16 protein-coding genes are annotated in these 16550 nt (G+C 45.9%); 12 read left to right on the top strand and 4 right to left on the bottom strand.

From position 1 onward, the window contains the following. Nucleotides 1-39: 39 nt before the first annotated feature. From nuoH to U0033_RS15385, 7 genes are read left to right on the top strand one after another with little or no spacing between them, the layout of a single operon-like run. The gene (nuoH, locus tag U0033_RS15415; protein WP_322518486.1) at nt 40-1044 is read left to right on the top strand and encodes an NADH-quinone oxidoreductase subunit NuoH; all 1005 of its coding nucleotides are present in this window, start codon (nt 40-42) and stop codon (nt 1042-1044) included. 40 nt (nt 1045-1084) lie between these two features. After that, nucleotides 1085-1594 (top strand): NADH-quinone oxidoreductase subunit NuoI, encoded by a 510-nt coding sequence (gene nuoI / locus U0033_RS15410; protein WP_072359203.1) that lies wholly within the window; start codon nt 1085-1087, stop codon nt 1592-1594. Nucleotides 1595-1630: 36 nt separating this feature from the next. Continuing rightward, nucleotides 1631-2128: an NADH-quinone oxidoreductase subunit J family protein gene (locus U0033_RS15405; protein ID WP_072359657.1), complete on the top strand. Its 498-nt coding sequence runs from the start codon at nt 1631-1633 to the stop codon at nt 2126-2128. 22 nt (nt 2129-2150) lie between these two features. Next, nucleotides 2151-2468 (top strand): NADH-quinone oxidoreductase subunit NuoK, encoded by a 318-nt coding sequence (nuoK, locus tag U0033_RS15400; protein WP_072359201.1) that lies wholly within the window; start codon nt 2151-2153, stop codon nt 2466-2468. Between the two features lie 45 nt (nt 2469-2513). Further along, nucleotides 2514-4415 carry an NADH-quinone oxidoreductase subunit L gene (gene nuoL, locus U0033_RS15395; RefSeq protein ID WP_072359198.1) on the top strand — a complete coding sequence of 634 codons (1902 nt, stop codon included), beginning with the start codon at nt 2514-2516 and terminating at the stop codon, nt 4413-4415. Between the two features lie 45 nt (nt 4416-4460). Continuing rightward, the gene (locus U0033_RS15390) at nt 4461-5897 is read left to right on the top strand and encodes a complex I subunit 4 family protein (protein WP_072359196.1); all 1437 of its coding nucleotides are present in this window, start codon (nt 4461-4463) and stop codon (nt 5895-5897) included. 27 nt (nt 5898-5924) lie between these two features. Next, nucleotides 5925-7295, top strand: a complete 1371-nt coding sequence (locus U0033_RS15385; protein WP_072359193.1) for an NADH-quinone oxidoreductase subunit N — start codon at nt 5925-5927, stop codon at nt 7293-7295. 69 nt (nt 7296-7364) lie between these two features. Here the strand turns inward: U0033_RS15385 and U0033_RS15380 are convergent, their stop codons facing one another. Together U0033_RS15380 and U0033_RS15375 are read right to left on the bottom strand one after the other, a co-directional pair. Then, entirely contained in the window at nt 7365-8447 is a 1083-nt protein-coding gene (locus tag U0033_RS15380; protein ID WP_322518487.1) for a phosphotransferase enzyme family protein, read from the bottom strand. A 98-nt stretch (nt 8448-8545) separates the two neighbouring features. After that, nucleotides 8546-9547, bottom strand: coding sequence for a LacI family DNA-binding transcriptional regulator (locus U0033_RS15375; protein ID WP_072359190.1), 1002 nt, complete (start codon nt 9545-9547; stop codon nt 8546-8548). Between the two features lie 47 nt (nt 9548-9594). On the opposite strand from U0033_RS15375, the gene U0033_RS15370 reads away from it, so the two are divergent. The 5 genes from U0033_RS15370 (at nt 9595) to U0033_RS15350 (ending at nt 15028) form a co-directional block, all read left to right on the top strand. Next, nucleotides 9595-10869, top strand: coding sequence for an ABC transporter permease (locus tag U0033_RS15370; RefSeq protein ID WP_072359188.1), 1275 nt, complete (start codon nt 9595-9597; stop codon nt 10867-10869). 37 nt (nt 10870-10906) lie between these two features. Continuing rightward, nucleotides 10907-12220: a gluconate:H+ symporter gene (locus U0033_RS15365; RefSeq protein WP_072359186.1), complete on the top strand. Its 1314-nt coding sequence runs from the start codon at nt 10907-10909 to the stop codon at nt 12218-12220. 108 nt (nt 12221-12328) lie between these two features. Further along, the gene (locus U0033_RS15360) at nt 12329-12790 is read left to right on the top strand and encodes a RidA family protein (RefSeq protein ID WP_072359184.1); all 462 of its coding nucleotides are present in this window, start codon (nt 12329-12331) and stop codon (nt 12788-12790) included. A gap of 6 nt (nt 12791-12796) precedes the next feature. Continuing rightward, the gene (locus U0033_RS15355) at nt 12797-13900 is read left to right on the top strand and encodes a D-TA family PLP-dependent enzyme (protein ID WP_072359182.1); all 1104 of its coding nucleotides are present in this window, start codon (nt 12797-12799) and stop codon (nt 13898-13900) included. A gap of 54 nt (nt 13901-13954) precedes the next feature. Continuing rightward, a complete protein-coding gene (locus U0033_RS15350; RefSeq protein WP_072359180.1) occupies nt 13955-15028 on the top strand; it encodes a dipeptidase in 1074 nt (357 codons plus the stop codon). A 161-nt stretch (nt 15029-15189) separates the two neighbouring features. Here the strand turns inward: U0033_RS15350 and U0033_RS15345 are convergent, their stop codons facing one another. After that, a complete protein-coding gene (locus U0033_RS15345) occupies nt 15190-15573 on the bottom strand; it encodes a hypothetical protein (protein ID WP_143150665.1) in 384 nt (127 codons plus the stop codon). Between the two features lie 168 nt (nt 15574-15741). Then, a complete protein-coding gene (locus U0033_RS15340; RefSeq protein WP_072359176.1) occupies nt 15742-16476 on the bottom strand; it encodes a hypothetical protein in 735 nt (244 codons plus the stop codon). Nucleotides 16477-16550 lie beyond the last annotated feature (74 nt).

Below are 16550 nucleotides of genomic sequence, written 5' to 3'. Positions count from 1 at the left end.
TATTTGATGCAAGTAGACTGGTTTTTCATTCTTGAGAAGATGTCACTGATAATAGGTGTATTATTAGTATCTCTGGGCGTTGCCATGTATTCCACATGGGGCGAAAGAAAGGTCGCAGGTATTATGCAGGACAGGCTTGGACCAAACAGAGCGGGTCCTTTGGGATTGTTCCAACCGCTGGCAGATGGTGGTAAACTCTTCTTCAAGGAGGAGATTATTCCAGGTGCCTCCAGTCGTTTCCTTTTTATTTTAGGTCCATCACTGGCTATGATCGTAGCCTGTATGACCAGTGCAGTGATTCCATGGGGCGATACACTGACCTTTGGTAGTCATAAGGTATCCCTGCAGGTAGCTGACGTAAACATTGGTATTCTTTATATTTTTGGTGTGGTGAGCTTAGGCGTATACGGCATTATGCTGGGTGGCTGGGCTTCCAACAATAAATTCTCTCTCTTGTCATCTGTGCGTGCGGCTTCCCAGATCATCAGCTATGAACTGGCGATGGGTATGGCATTGATCGCATTGCTGATGGTGAGTGGAACACTGAGCCTGAAAGAAATCGTAGAGCAGCAGCGTCATAGTGGTTGGTGGAACGTAGCCTTACAGCCATTTGGCTTCACCATTTTCCTGATCTGCTCTTTTGCTGAAACGAACCGTTCTCCTTTTGACCTTGCAGAGGCTGAAAATGAGCTGAATGGCGGTTATCACCTGGAGTATTCTTCCATGAAACTTGGTTTCTTCCTGTTCGCTGAGTACATCAATATGTTTATCAGCTCTGCGCTGATGGCTACCCTGTACTTTGGCGGATATCACTTCTGGGGTATGGATAGTCTGCATGTATCGCCAAACTTGCTGACTTTACTGGGTACACTGGTGCTGTTTATAAAAACTATTTGCTTCATTTTCTTCTTTATGTGGGTGCGCTGGACTATCCCGCGTTTCCGTTACGATCAGTTAATGCGCCTGGGATGGAACTATCTTATCCCGATCGCGTTAGTAAATATGCTGATCACCGGTGGCTGGATCTTGTGGCGCCAACACTAACAGAAAGAAATTGTAAACTTATTTAATCGCATTATTAATCATGCAAACTTTAACAAACAGGGCTAAACCGGTAGATCGCAGACCGATGAATTTTTTGGAGAAGTTGTACCTGCCTGCTATCGGGAAAGGGATGATCATCACTTTCAAGCACATATTCCAGAAAAAACCAACAGTAAGTTATCCTGAAGAAAAACGTGCGTTCAGCCCGGTATTCCGTGGTCTGCACGTTTTGAACAGGGATAAGGACGGACGTGAGAATTGTACGGCTTGTGGTCTGTGTGCGGTGGCTTGCCCTGCAGAAGCGATCACGATGGAAGCTGCCGAAAGGAAGCCCGGTGAAGAGCATCTGTACCGTGAAGAAAAATATGCTGCGCGTTATGAGATTAACATGCTCCGTTGCATCTTCTGTGGTTTTTGTGAAGAAGCTTGTCCTAAGGATGCGATTTATCTCTCAGAAACATTTGCACCAGCTCATTACAAACGTGAAGGTTTCATCTATGGTAAGAAGGATCTGTTGATTCCGTTGCCAGGAGAGGAGAAAAATGCATAATTCCAAACACAACAATCAGACAATATAGCAATGGGAATGAATTTACAACAAGTCGTTTTCGGGGTCCTCTCCATTATTTCACTGATCACTGCGCTGGGCGTGGTGTTTAGTAAGAGCCCCGTTACAAGCGTCCTTTGCCTGATCCTTACATTTTTTACCATAGCCGGTCATTACGTAATGCTGAATGCCCAGTTCCTGGCGGTGGTACACATCATCGTATATGCAGGTGCGATCATGGTATTGTTCCTGTTCGTGATCATGCTGATGAACCTGAATGCTGAGGGAGAACCGCAAAAGCGGAACTGGCTCAAGTATGCAGGGGCCATCAGTGGTGGTGCACTGCTGGTAGTACTGCTGGCAGCACTGCGCGAAGCGAGCCTGCCATCTTTAACACCGGAACCTAACAATATTGGCTTGATCGCTAATCTTGGGCAGACATTATTCAAGACGTATGTTGTTCCTTTTGAAGTGAGCAGCATCCTGTTTTTGAGCGCCATGGTTGGTGCAGTCGTGATTGGTAAGAAAGAACATTAATCGTAATCTGTAATTCATTTTTATGCCGGTTCAATATTATATCTTTTTAAGTATTGCGCTCTTCTGTATCGGAGTGATGGGTGTATTGATGCGCAGGAATGCCATCATCATCTTCATGTGTATAGAGTTGATGCTGAATGCTGTGAACCTTTTGCTAGTGGCGTTTTCTAAAATGTGGGCGGATGCAGGTAGAGTGGATGCGGCCGGGGCCCAGATCTTTGTGTTTTTCATCATGGTCGTGGCGGCAGCTGAAGTAGCTGTGGGTCTTGCAATCATCGTTATGGTATACAGAAGTTCACAGTCAGTAGATGTGAATATCATGAACCGTCTGAAGAATTAACTATAAGGCAAACCGTAATTTGTAATCGTAATTCGTATTTGATAGATGATTAATCTAGTTTGGCTGGTACCATTATTACCACTATTAGGATTTCTGGTGAATGGATTGGGAAGAAAATACCTTTCCAAGTCACTGGCAGGTATCGTTGGGAGCGGGGCTATACTGGCGGCTTTTGTGATTAGTTTGCTGATGTTCCTGGAAGTACGTACCCCGGGTTTTCAGGCGGTAACCGTACAACTGTTCGATTTCATTTCTGCAGGCAGCCTGCATATTCCATTTGCCTTCCAGGTAGATCAGTTAAGTTCACTGTTCCTCCTGATCATTACAGGCGTAGGCGCTCTGATTCATATTTACTCTACTTCTTACATGCACGATGAGACCAGCGAAGGTTTTGCGCGTTATTTCGCGTACCTGAACCTGTTCGTGTTCTCTATGTTGATCCTGGTATTGGGAGCCAACTATGTGATGATGTTCATAGGCTGGGAAGGTGTAGGACTTTGCTCTTACCTCCTGATCGGCTTCTGGTATAAGAATACTAACTACAACAATGCTGCTAAGAAAGCATTCGTCATGAACCGCATTGGTGACCTTGGTTTCCTGCTGGGTATGTTCCTGATGATCGTACATTTTGGTAGCGTAAATTATTCCGAAGTATTACCACAGATCGCGGGTGTTGCAAAGGGTGATGGTACCCTTGCTGCCATTGCGATCCTCTTCTTTGTAGGTGCGATGGGTAAATCAGCACAGGTGCCTTTGTATACCTGGTTGCCTGATGCGATGGCGGGTCCAACCCCGGTATCTGCCCTGATCCATGCTGCAACGATGGTGACAGCTGGTATCTATATGATTGCACGCAGCAATATTCTTTATACACTCGCTCCATGTGTGCAGAACGTAGTAGCTATCATTGGCCTGGTTACAGCAGTGCTGGCGGCTTCTATCGCACTGAAGCAGGATGATATCAAGAAAGTACTGGCTTACTCAACTGTATCTCAGTTAGGTTATATGTTCCTTGCCCTGGGTGTAGGTGCTTATACGACTGCGGTATTCCACGTAATGACACACGCATTCTTCAAGGCGCTGTTGTTCCTGGGTTCAGGTTCTGTGATCCATGCAATGGGCGGTGAGCAGGATATTCGTAAGATGGGTGGTTTGAAAAAGTACATGCCAATCACGAATGCTACTTTCCTGATCGGATGCCTGGCTATCTCAGGTATTCCTGGTTTATCCGGCTTCTTCTCTAAAGATGAAATTTTATCCCACACCTTTGCTGCCAACAAACTGCTGTATGTAGTAGGCTTGCTGACGGCACTGATGACGGCGTTCTATATGTTCCGCTTATACTACATGACATTTTGTGGTCAGTTCCGCGGTACACACGAACAGGAGCATCACCTGCACGAAAGTCCGGGCGCAATGACGTTCCCGCTGATCGTACTGGCTGTCCTGTCTGTGATTGGTGGTTATGTAGGTTTACCAGCAGTATTTGGTGCACCTAACCTGTTAGAACATTACCTGCATCCTATCTTCGCTGCATCTGCAGAAAAGGTAGAACTGCATGAGATGGCACACAGCACTGAATGGTTGCTGATGGCGCTGAGCTCTGTACTGGTAATCATCACTATTTTCCTTGCACGCAACTGGTACCGCAATTTCACTGACAATGGTGAGCCGCGTACAGGTATTGCGAAAGTACTGGAGAACAAGTGGTATGTAGACGAAATTTACGATGCTATCATAGTAAAGCCCCTGGGTATGCTGAGCCGTTTCTTTGAAGAAGCGGTTGAGCGGTCCGGTATTGACAGACTGGTGAACGGTGTAGGCCGCGGTGTGCAGTGGGGTAGTCAACAGGTAAGGTTGCTTCAGAGCGGGCAGGTAGGCTTTTACGTATTTGCCATGGTTATAGGGATGGTATTATTATTCGTAATCGGGTTCCTGGTTCGATAGTATTACCTGCATCATCATTCAAAAAGGACAAGTTTAGATAAAATTATGTTGACAGTATTACTCATTTTGATTCCTTTGGTGACGGGCCTTATTGCATTTGGCCTGAAGGGATCAGGCCCTAAGACGCTGGGTTTGATATCATCTCTGGCATCGCTGGCAGTCACTATTGCGGCGTTGTTCCAGTTCAGGTCTGCACCTGAGAGCCTCAGCCATAGCTGCAACTGGATACCGCAACTGGGCGCTACGTTTAGTGTAGGATTGGATGGTATGGGCATGATGCTTAGCCTGCTCACTTCTATTTCATTTGTACTGATCTTTATTGTTATCAATAAAAGGGAGTATGACCGTGCTAACAGCTTCTATGCACTGATGCTGTTATCGCAGGCAGGTCTCATGGGAGTATTTACTGCCTATGATGCCATGCTGTTCTACTTCTTCTGGGAACTGGCGCTGATTCCTGTATACTTCCTCTGCTCACTGTGGGGAGGTGAAAAGAGGATCCCGGTTACCTTCAAATTCTTCGTATATACTTTCGCGGGTTCACTGCTGATGCTGATCGGTATTATCTATATCTATCTGCAAACGCCTGATCATTCCTTTAGTTATGCGAGCTTCACCACGGCAGCCTTGCCAAAAGAAACACAGTCCTGCCTCTTCTGGTTGTTCTTTGTTGCTTTTGCCATCAAGATGCCGATCTTCCCTTTCCATACCTGGCAGCCGGATACTTACGAGCAGTCTCCAACACCTGTTACAATGGTACTTTCCGGTATCATGGTAAAGATGGGCCTGTTTGGTGTGATCCGCTGGTTACTGCCGGTATTACCACAGGGCGCTTATGTATGGTCTGATGTTGCGATTGTATTATCTATCATCGGTATCGTATATGCATCCTGTATTGCTATCGTGCAGTCTGATTTCAAACGCCTGATCGCTTATTCATCCATCGCCCACATCGGGTTGATGAGTGCTGCGATCTTTGCGAATAATGAGCAGAGCTTACAGGGTGTGCTGGTTCAGTTCTTCAACCACGGTATTAACATTATCGGTTTGTGGATCATCGTTGAGATCATCCAGGATCGCCTGAAAGTGAAATCACTGAATGAACTGGGTGGTATTGCAGCTTATGCACCTCGCATGGCTACCTTCCTGGTGATTATCAGTTTTGCCAATATTGCTTTGCCGCTGACCAATGGTTTCATCGGTGAATTCCTGATGTTCAGCGGACTGTATCAGTACAATCCATGGTTTATGGCAGTAGCTGGTCTGGGTGTGATCCTGGGTGCAGTGTATACCCTGAACATGGTGCAGAAAGTGATCTTCGGACAGCCTAATCAGCTGACTGAAACCACCACTGATCTGCGTGGCAATGAATTGCTGGCATTGGGTGTGGTAGTGGCCATCATCCTGGTATTAGGTGTATATCCAAAGCCTATGCTGGAGCTGGTGCAGAGCACTACAGAATTGGTTAATAAGGTTTATTAAAAAGTTGTTCTTTCGTAACACAGGAATATGAATGCATTAATATCTACTGCTTTATCGGGTGTTTTGATGATGTTTGCGGGGCTTTTCGTGAAAAATAAGCAGTCCATTAAATTTGTTGCCATCGTGGCGTTGCTGATTTGCTTTGCAGCGAACCTGGCTGAATTGTGCACATTACAGGGTGGTAGCCGCACGCTGTATGGTATGATCACTGTGAGTAATTTCAGTGTATTGTTCAATGCAGTGGCTTTTGGAGCTACGCTTTTGTACTTTATGCTGTCAGGCAGTGCGTTTGAAAAAGTAGGGGAGCATGTGTCTGATTACTTTGCACTGATATTTTTCATCCTGTCGGGCATCACGCTGGCAGCTTCGTTCAGCAGTTTATTAATGCTTTTCCTGGCGATAGAAATTATTTCTATTCCTCAGTATATCCTGGCTGGTAGCGACAAGAAAAGTCCAAAGAGCAGTGAAGCGGCCCTCAAGTACTTCCTGATGGGTTCTTTCTCTACCGGTATCCTCCTGATGGGTATTACCCTCATCTACGGTGCATCCGGCTCTTTCCTGATCAGCGAATTAGGAATTGGTGAAGGCACTGTTAGTCCGCTGGCACTGTGTGGTGTGATCCTGGTCGCATTTGCATTGTCCTTTAAAGTTTCTGCAGCACCTTTCCACTTCTGGACACCAGATGTATATGATGGTTCTCCTTCTGTATTTACTTCCTTTATGGCCACTGTGGTAAAGGCGGGTAGCTTTATTGCATTTATCCGTTTGTTCCATGGTGCATTTACAGGTACGATCAGTAAAGACTGGCAATTGCTGCTGGCACTGATAACAGCTGCTACGCTGATCATTGGTAACTTTACAGCGGTATTCCAGCAGAGTGTAAAGCGTATGCTGGCTTATTCAAGTATTGCGCAGGCAGGTTTCATGCTGCTGTCAGTAATTTCGTTCAGCGATTTTGCAGGGAAAGGTATTATCCTGTATGCTGCTGCTTATTCTATCGCAACTATCGGCATCTTCGCAGTACTGATCAAGATGAAGGATTATACTTTCGATGGGTTTAACGGCCTGGCAAAGAAAGAACCGCTGGTAGCTGCTGTGACCACCATCTGTTTATTATCACTGGCAGGTATTCCCCTGACTGCAGGTTTCTTTGCTAAATACTATGTGCTCACCGCTGCGGTACAGGAAGGTAACCTGTTCTGGCTGGTGATCATTGCGGTGATTTGTGCTGCGATCAGCGTGTACTACTATTTCAGGGTGATCATGGCCATGTACTTTAAATCTGGCGAGCCGGGTGTGTATGAGATGAATGGCAGATTTAAGTTCCTGCTGGTGGTGACTGCTGCGATCGTGATCCTGCTGGGTGTGTTCCCTGGCTTACTTTTACAGTTTGCATAAACGAACTAAGCATACAATGAAAAATGCCGGCTATATGCCGGCATTTTTGTTTTCAAATGGTGCTGCTTTTCAAACGACGCGATCTGGTGTAGTGATCGCTCTGAAAAATGTTGCTTCCTGCTCGCTGATACGATCTAATAAAACCAGCTGGTTGCCTGCTCTTACATAGTTGTGTTGTTCGTATTTGGCGCCGTAATAAATATCGTTGTTCAGGTAATCTGCTAAGAAACGGATGGCCTGCATGTAGACCATGAATTGTCCTGCGTATACCAGGTGATGGATCTCCTCCGGACTTAATTCATCTTTCAATTCGCTCAGATAACCGCTTACAATCGCTTTAAAGAACCCGGGCCTTGCTACTACCTTGCTGAAATCCTTTTCTTCCTCATTTGCCGGGGATAAGTAGGTTCTCATCATATCACCGAAGTCGCTGATGAAGTACCCGGGCATGACAGTATCTAAGTCAATTACACAGATGCCTTTTCCATGCTTATCGAAGAGAACATTATTGATCTTCGTGTCATGATGCATGACCCTGATTTTGAAAGCAGGATTCTGCTTGATGGCTTCGAAGGTATCGGTGAGATAAGCGTATTGCCTGATTCGTAAGATCATTTCTGCTGATTCAGCTATCCTCGCTTTGTTGCCATTTTTCAACGCATCCTCAAATTGTTGATAGCGCAACGTGAGGTTGTGGAAATCAGGTAAACTATCACCGATTTTTTTCGTGTCGATACCTGATAGCAGGCGGGTGAATCTTCCGAATTGTTGTGCTGCTTCAAAGGCCAGTTGTTCATCGTCTGCAACATCGTAGCTGCGGGAGTCGGGAACAAAGGGTTGGAGGCGGTAGTATTCACCGTTTTCAGTGATCACGAGGCCTTGATCATCCAGGGTATTCACGGGTTGTACAAAGAAGTATTCCGGTGAATGTTGTTGCAGATACTGGCCTACGTAGCGGATGTTATTGGCGATCACTTCGGGTTGTTTAAAAACCTGGTGGTTGATGCGCTGAAGAATGTAGGACTTTTCATCGTGAATGACTTTCCACGTAGTGTTGATAAGTCCACTGCCAAAAGTCTGGATAGTACATTCATCTGCCACTATTCCGTAAGCTGCCAGTATCGAAGCCTGCATGATATTTTGATTGATCATTTCAAACTTAAGGGAAAGATTGATAGAAAGATTGCGCAAACGGTTGCGTGAAATTTTGCGTGTTTGCAGGGGGCGAGCTGCCGGCTGGACATGCCGGGTTACCGGGTGACAAGCCGTGAATCGATAATGATATGTTGATAATCTGCTGAATTTTTATTTCCCAATAATCCAATCAGTATTTCCGTTGCCCTGAATCCCTGTTCATAAGGATACTGCTCCACAGAAGCAATCGGCGGAAACGCCATGTAACTGCTCCAGGGCAGGTTTGCATAGCTCACAAAAGTGAGCTCTTTATTAATTGCGATCCCCTGCTCCAATGCATACTGCACCGCATCCTGCGCCACATAGTCATTAAAAGCAACGACAGCTGTTACCTTCCTTTTATTGTTCAGCAATTGTTGCATAGCAGCCCGGGTTCCATCTTTAGTAAGGTCTGAATTCACAATCAGGCTTGCATCGAATTTCAGTCGCTTCTTTTGCAAGGCCTGTTTAAAACCGGCCTCCCGCTGTGGTGTAGCTACCAGTTGTTCCGGCCCATTGATCATTCCAATTACCCGGTGCCCTTTTTCTAATAATAGCGACACTGCCTGCAGGGTACCTGATTCCATATTACAGGCTACATAATGAATGTCTTTTTTATCAGGGATCCGATCAAAGAACACCACCGGGATATTGAATTTTTCCAGTGCTTCAAAATGTGCATAATCCCCGGTATTTTTGGCCAGCGAAACTATCAGCCCATCCACCCGGTGATTCTTCATTATTTCCACAATCTTTTTCTCCCGGGTAGCGTCATCGTGTGACTGCCCCAGGAGCACCATGTAGTTATGCTGATTTGCTGCATCTTCGATCCCGCTGATCGCTGCAGAGAAGAAAGCTTCTGACAATTCTGGTAATACGATCCCGATCGTAAACGTCTTTTTCTGCTGAAAGTGAATGGCAGTCTGGTTCGGTTCGTAATTGAGGGCACGGGCCAGTTCCTGAACCTTCATCCGGGTACGCAACCCGATACTGGGGTGGTCATGCAGTGCACGGGAAACCGTCGATTTTGCCAGCTTCAGTTTTTCTGCGATTTCTTTTATAGTAGGAGGGTTCGCCATTTATATAATAAAAATAGCGGAAAAATGTTTTTTGTTATCTTTAAATCATGCAATTCCGTGACATATTTTCCCTCGCTTACAGTTCCGTCAGCGCGAACAGATTACGCGCAGGGCTTACTATTTCCATCATCGCATTTGGGATTATGGCCCTGGTAGGTATCCTGACTGCCACTGAAAGTATGAAAAACAGTATCTATTCCAGTTTTGCCAGTATGGGGGCAAACAGCTTCTCTATTCAGAACAGGGCTTTACGCATATTCATGGGAGATGGGCCAGATGCAAAAAAGAGTGATAAGCAAAAGAAGAAGGTGAAAACATCGAATGCCAATATCCCCATTACATGGGTGGAAGCCAGGGATTTTAGCAGACGTTTTTCTTTTCCTGCCACAGTGAGTGTATCCGTGACAGCCAGTGGCGGAGCAACTGTTTACAAAGGCGATAACAAAACGAATCCAAACATACAGGTATTGGGTGGTGATGAAAACTACCTGGAGTTTTCCAACTATAAATTGAAAGAGGGCAGGAACTTTAATCAATTAGATATGGAAACGGGGCGGAATGTCGCTATTTTAGGAACAGACGTAGCGAAGAAGTTGTATGGCGATGCGATGAAAAACGTCATTAACAGCAATATCCGCGTGGGCAATGTGCGCTATAGGGTAATTGGCTTGCTGGAGGCAAAAGGGAACAGTGGATTTATGAGTGCTGACAAGGTTGTCATCACAACAGTAACGAACACGAGAAGAGTTTACGGAGGTAATAGCATGACCTATAATATAGGCGTGTCCGTGAAAGATATCAATCATATGGATGCCGCGGTAGGAGAGGCTACAGGCTTATTCCGCATTATCAGGCACCTACATGTGAATGAAGAGGAGAATTTTTATATCAGCAAGAGTGATAGTATAGGTGAAATGTTGTTTAGCAACCTGTCTTACGTGGTAGCTGCGGCTGCGCTTATAGGGATCATTACCCTGTTTGGTTCCGCAATAGGATTGACGAATATTATGCTGGTATCTGTAGCTGAGCGTACGCGCGAAATTGGTGTGAACAAAGCACTGGGCGCTACGAGAACAGTGATTCGCAGGCAGTTTGTATACGAGTCAATTATCATCAGCGTACTGGGGGGTGCCCTTGGGGTACTGTTAGGAATGCTGGTGGGAAACGTGGTATCACTGCTCATGCATACAAGTTTTGTGATCCCCTGGTTCTGGATCTTTGCGGGGATCAGCCTGTGTGCCGGCGTAGGTTTGATGGCGGGAATATTCCCTGCTATCAAGGCCTCTAAACTCGACCCTATTATTGCACTCAGATATGAGTAGGCAGAAAATTTTAGTCGCCAACATCTAAAGAATTTCAATGGCTTTATTCATTGTATTATTATCAATCCTGCTATTGGTATTGCTGGTAGCGGGATTCAGGCTCAACACATTCATAGCTTTCCTGGTGGTGTGTCTGTTCATGGGTTTAGCCCTGAAGATGGACATCAGCACAATTACACAATCTATTACAACCGGCATTGGCAAGACCCTGGGGGGGCTGGTCACCATCATTGTATTTGGCAGTATGCTGGGTAAACTGGTAGCGGAGAGTGGTGCTGCGCAGCGAATCGCAAATGGATTGATGCACCTCTTTGGCCGCAAGTATATCCAGTGGTCTTTGATGCTGACGGGTTTTATAGTTGGTATTCCCCTGTTTTATAATATTGGTTTTGTGCTCATGGTGCCACTGATTTTTACAGTGGCGGCGCGGACCAAACTGCCTGCGGTATATTTAGGTATACCCATGCTGGCATCGCTGTCAGTAACACATGGTTACCTGCCGCCGCATCCATCGCCGACCGCATTGGTAGGGGCTTTTGGCGCTAATATGGGCATGACCCTGATGTATGGAATGATAGTAGCGATTCCTGCTATTATTTGTGCAGGACCTGTATTCAGCCGTTTTTTAAAAGGCTATCAGCAGGAGCCTGCTGCTTTGTTTCATATCGAACCAATTCCTGAGGAGCAATTGCCGGGGATGCTGGAGAGTTTGTTTGCAGCATTGCTGCCGGTGATCTTGCTGGCAGGCACTACTATCGTGAAACTAACAGTTGATCAGGGGCCTGTATTAAAGATTGCTGACTGGCTGGGAGACCCGATCATTGTAATGTTGCTGGCGGTATTGAATGGCATTTATTTGCTGGGGTTGAAGAGAGGATTGAAAATGAAAGCAGTGATGAAATCGCTGGATGAATCCATCAAAGATGTGTCTCCTATCATCCTCATCATCGGTGGTTCCGGGGCATTAACGCAAATGCTGATGGATAGCAAGGTGAGCGATATTATAGCGCAGGGCATGATGAGCACGCATATGAACCCTTTGTTGCTGGCCTGGTGCCTGGCAGCATTGGTAAGGGTGGCAGTAGGGTCTGCTACGATTGCAGGATTGACTACAGCAGCTATGCTGGGGCCATTGGTAGGTACACTGGGTGTAAACCCTTGTTTGATGGTGTTGGCAACAGGGGCGGGCAGCCTTATGTTCAGCCATGTGAACGATGGCGGATTTTGGTTGTTTAAAGAGTACTTTAATCTTTCAGTAAAGGATACCTTTAAGACCTGGTCTGTGATGGAGACGATTGTGAGTGTGGTGGGCTTAGCGGGATGTTTGATACTGAGTGTATTTGTACATTAGCATAGGCAGGCTTTAGATTTGAGAAAATTTAGCTCACAAGGGATAAAAAAAGGAAATTGAGGCTATAATAGGAAACCGAATTAATAATTATAGAAATACTTCAGCGAAATGACAGCAACAGAAAACTTCCAGGCATTAGGGTTAACATTACCTCCGGCACCGTCTCCATTAGGTGTATACAAGCCTTACCTGATCGATGGCAAATACCTGTACCTCTCCGGCCACGGCCCTGTGCAGGATGATAGGAGCCTGATCATTGGCCGTATTGGTGGTGATATGGATATTGAGAAGGGTAAGCTGGCTGCCAGGCAAGTCGCCCTGACCATGCTTTCTACCATCGTTACCAACCTGGGTAGCCTGGACAAAGTAAAGCGGGTGATCAAGGTATTAGGTATGGTGAACTGTACCCCTGATTTTGGCCGTCATCCATATGTGATCAATGGTGCGAGTGAATTGTTTGCAAAGATCTGGGGCGAAGAAAATGGAATTGGTGTGCGTAGCGCAGTAGGTATGGGGTCCCTGCCTGACAATATTCCCGTAGAAATCGAAGCATTATTTGAATTAGTATAATCAGCTATGAACTGGTACGAACTGCACAACATTAACACGGTAGATTCACCTGCATTGCTGGTGTACCCGGAGCGTATGCGAGACAACATCCTTGCAGTGAAAGCTTCTGTGAAGGATGTGCAGCGATTACGCCCACATGTGAAGACCAGCAAGATCACCGAAGCAGCAGTGCTGATGATCGAAGAAGGCATTCATAAATTCAAATGTGCCACGATTGCCGAAGCAGAAATGCTTGGACTGGCTGGTGCAAAAGATGTGTTGCTCGCTTATCAGCCTGTAGGCCCAAAGGTCGAAAGATTGCTGGAACTCACAGAGCAATATCCTGATACGAAATATAGTTGCCTGGTGGATAATGCTGCTTCGGCAGTTGCGATCGCTGCACAATTTGTAGCCGCACAAAAAGTGCTGCCAGTGTATCTTGATCTGAATGTAGGTATGAACAGAACCGGTATTGTTCCCGGTGCAGCAGCACTGGCATTATACCAGGAACTGGCGCACCTGCCGGGTGTATCACCTGTAGGCTTACACGCTTATGATGGTCACCTGCATGATGTGGATGTTGCTGTTCGCAAAGAGAAATGTGATGCCGCCTATGTGCCTGTACAAGCCCTTGCACAAGCTATTACGGACAGTGGTTTACCTGCTCCGCGAATTGTGGCGGGCGGTTCTCCTACCTTTCCCATTCATGCCGGAAGGGAAGGAGTGGAGTGTAGCCCGGGCACCTTTATCTTCTGGGATTGGGGTTATCAGCAGCACTTACCGGATCAGCAATATGACTATGCCGCAGTATTGGTAACGAGGGTGATCTCTGTGATTGACGGAGAGCGCCTGTGTCTTGACCTGGGCCATAAGTCAGTAGCGGCAGAGAATCCACAACCAAGAGTGGTGTTTCTGAATGCACCTGAAGCATCGCCGGTATCACAGAGCGAAGAACACCTGGTAGTGAAAGTGGCTGATACCATGCAGTATCCCGTAGGCACTGTGTTCTATGGCGTACCATATCATATATGCCCTACCGTAGCATTGTATGAACGTGTAGGCGTTGTAGAAAATAATACCTGTATTGCGCAATGGAAAGTAGTTGCACGAGACAGGAAGATCATGATCTGAACCTAAAACGAGGGAGATGATTCAGTTGAATCACCTTCTTAAACGATTATAAACATGTTTGCAATAGACGCGCATCTGGATCTCAGCATGAACGCGATGGAGTGGAACCGCAATCTCCGCCTGCCTGTCAACGACATCAGGAAGAGAGAGGAAGGGCTCACAGATAAACCAGACCGCGCAAAAGGTGTAGTATCCTTTCCTGAACTGCGCAAAGGAAATATAGGATTGGTAGTAGGTACACAGATTGCCCGTTTTGTGGCACCTGACAACCCCTTGCCTGGCTGGTTTTCACCGGAACAGGCATGGGCACAGACACAGGGGCAGCTGGCTTGGTACAAGGCGATGGAGGCAGCAGGTGAACTGACATCTATCACGGACCTGGCATCGCTGGAAAAGCATTTAGCTTACTGGAATGATGGACAGCCTACCGAAAACAAAGCTATTGGTTATATCTTAAGCCTGGAAGGAGCCGATTCCATCGTAGATATTTCTTACCTGGAGACAGCCTATAACAACGGCTTGCGTGCAGTAGGCCCTGCTCACTACGGCCCTGGCAGATATGCACAGGGAACAGATGCCACTGGTTATATGGGTGAAAAAGGCAGAGCGTTGCTGAAAGAAATGGAGCGTCTGAACATCATTCTTGATGCGACACATCTTTGTGACGATAGTTTCTGGGAAGCCATGGAGCACTTTAACGGGCATGTATGGGCGAGCCATAACAATGTTCGTAAACTGGTGAATCATAACCGTCAGTTCTCTGACGGGATGATACTTGAACTGGTGAAAAGAGGCGCTGTGATTGGTGGTGCGATGGATGCATGGATGATGGTACCTGGATGGGTGAGAGGAGTATCTGATCCTAAAGGTATGGATTGTAACCTGGAGAAACTGGTAGATCATATGGATTATATCTGCCAGCTGGCGGGCAATGCATTGCATGTAGGGATTGGTTCTGACCTGGATGGAGCCTTTGGTAAAGAGCAAAGTCCTTATGACCTGGAGACGATTGCTGATGTGCAGAAACTGCCTGCTTTGTTTAAGAAGAGAGGGTATTCAGATGAGGATGTGGAGAATATTATGCATGGCAATTGGTTGCGGTTCCTGCGGAAGGCATGGCGTAAATAATGACGGCTATTTTTCAGGAATTAAAATTCAAAAAAGCCAAGCCAGTATTATTAACATAATAACACAAAGCCCTGCAGGAACATCCTGCAGGGCTTTGTGTTATTAGAATTACCGTTTAAATGTTAATTATCAATTACAAATACCTATTTATGAATTGAGTGCTAGTAATATAATTGAGACAATACATTAGTAGCATCATTTTCTCCAGGCTTTTGCTGTAGAAAACTTTCATATTGTTCTGCCGTTAGGGCATTTTTGATCTTTTTGTAGAAGCCGGTATGCATGCTTTTGATCTTCGCATCATAGGCTTTTGGGTTAGCAGCCGTTTCAGCAACGACAGTATTCCGTTGTGTAATGAATTCGGATATGAAACCTTTCAGTTTTACCTGCTGATCTTCTTTCAGGGATAGTGCTTTAGTCAGTTTACCCACGATGGCATTAGTATGTCCTTCTACATTGGCCATAGGTGCCTGCGCAGAAGAAATGGATGGTACTGATATGCCCAGAATGCAACATAGAAAGGAGAGTAAGACGGTATATTTCATATAGCCGGTTTTTTAACTGGAAGTTACAGCAATTATAAGTTTATATATGATGTTTCTAAGTTTGAAGAGGGTATTATCCAGTGTTATTTTACTGTATTCTCAGCGCCTTCATTTTACTTTTTAGTAAGCCCCTGAAAACGTGGGTAAGTGAATTCCCTCTTTCATGAACTATAACATTACGATCTTCACGGGTTTCGTGTGGATTGTCATTGCGGTATCCATTGTTTGGTACTCGGCTTCCAGAGTATGGGCGTCTACCCATTTAATCTGGCCGGGCCCCCAGTGTTGCAGGTCTGTTTCTCCCAGCAGTTTCACATTTCCATTCTCATAGCTGTAGAGTTCAAACCCGTTATTATTAAATCCTGCTTCCAGGTCGAAAGAAGGACAGAGTACGAATTGCTTATCAGGTGAGAGATGGGGAATACCCCACATATGCGTTTGCTTGCCGGTAGCAGGATGTACGAGCAGGAAATCGCTGGATTCGTAATAGCTGCCAAAGGCGAGGTGTTGCTGCAGGTCTTCTCTGTAACCTGCATAGTAGTATACGGCGTAGTCCTCGTCAATAGCGGGATTCTTGGCGTTTTTAAGTACGGATGCTTTACCGTTTTTCAGGGCGAAAACGAGGGAATCGCCTTTCCGTTGCACTTTGGATGCTTGTCTGGTCAGCTGGGGTCCTTCGACGCTATCATAATCTAATTCGGACGCTGGACTGAATGACGATTTCGCCAGGCTGTAGACCAGGAATTTTTTGTTGGCAATGCGGAATGAATCGATTGGTCGTTCATTAGTGGCGGCTTTAACTGCAGTGGCAGTATCAGCAATGGGCGTACTGTTTGAGGCAGCACTTGGGTGGCAGGCAGTATATATCACTGCGGCGGCTAATAAAGATAGGTACTGTTTCATATGATGAAACAAATATAAACGAAAATTGTGCCATAGATAGAGGTGGTACAGGTAAAAAAAATCCCGGGCTTTGA

This window comes from Chitinophaga sancti, assembly GCF_034424315.1.
Classification (GTDB): Bacteria; Bacteroidota; Bacteroidia; order Chitinophagales; family Chitinophagaceae; genus Chitinophaga; species Chitinophaga sancti.
The sequence above is the reverse complement of the archived record's forward strand: the minus strand, read 5'-3'. Positions and strand labels throughout refer to the sequence as shown.

Excerpts from the sequence above, each read along its gene's own strand:
- nuoH (WP_322518486.1), top strand. The coding sequence starts at position 40 with ATGTCACTGATAATAGGTGTATTATTAGTATCTCTGGGCGTTGCCATG.
- nuoI (WP_072359203.1), top strand. The coding sequence starts at position 1,085 with ATGCAAACTTTAACAAACAGGGCTAAACCGGTAGATCGCAGACCGATG.
- U0033_RS15405 (WP_072359657.1), top strand. The coding sequence starts at position 1,631 with ATGAATTTACAACAAGTCGTTTTCGGGGTCCTCTCCATTATTTCACTG.
- nuoK (WP_072359201.1), top strand. The coding sequence starts at position 2,151 with ATGCCGGTTCAATATTATATCTTTTTAAGTATTGCGCTCTTCTGTATC.
- nuoL (WP_072359198.1), top strand. The coding sequence starts at position 2,514 with ATGATTAATCTAGTTTGGCTGGTACCATTATTACCACTATTAGGATTT.
- U0033_RS15390 (WP_072359196.1), top strand. The coding sequence starts at position 4,461 with ATGTTGACAGTATTACTCATTTTGATTCCTTTGGTGACGGGCCTTATT.
- U0033_RS15385 (WP_072359193.1), top strand. The coding sequence starts at position 5,925 with ATGAATGCATTAATATCTACTGCTTTATCGGGTGTTTTGATGATGTTT.
- U0033_RS15380 (WP_322518487.1), bottom strand. The coding sequence starts at position 8,447 with ATGATCAATCAAAATATCATGCAGGCTTCGATACTGGCAGCTTACGGA.
- U0033_RS15375 (WP_072359190.1), bottom strand. The coding sequence starts at position 9,547 with ATGGCGAACCCTCCTACTATAAAAGAAATCGCAGAAAAACTGAAGCTG.
- U0033_RS15370 (WP_072359188.1), top strand. The coding sequence starts at position 9,595 with ATGCAATTCCGTGACATATTTTCCCTCGCTTACAGTTCCGTCAGCGCG.
- U0033_RS15365 (WP_072359186.1), top strand. The coding sequence starts at position 10,907 with ATGGCTTTATTCATTGTATTATTATCAATCCTGCTATTGGTATTGCTG.
- U0033_RS15360 (WP_072359184.1), top strand. The coding sequence starts at position 12,329 with ATGACAGCAACAGAAAACTTCCAGGCATTAGGGTTAACATTACCTCCG.
- U0033_RS15355 (WP_072359182.1), top strand. The coding sequence starts at position 12,797 with ATGAACTGGTACGAACTGCACAACATTAACACGGTAGATTCACCTGCA.
- U0033_RS15350 (WP_072359180.1), top strand. The coding sequence starts at position 13,955 with ATGTTTGCAATAGACGCGCATCTGGATCTCAGCATGAACGCGATGGAG.
- U0033_RS15345 (WP_143150665.1), bottom strand. The coding sequence starts at position 15,573 with ATGAAATATACCGTCTTACTCTCCTTTCTATGTTGCATTCTGGGCATA.
- U0033_RS15340 (WP_072359176.1), bottom strand. The coding sequence starts at position 16,476 with ATGAAACAGTACCTATCTTTATTAGCCGCCGCAGTGATATATACTGCC.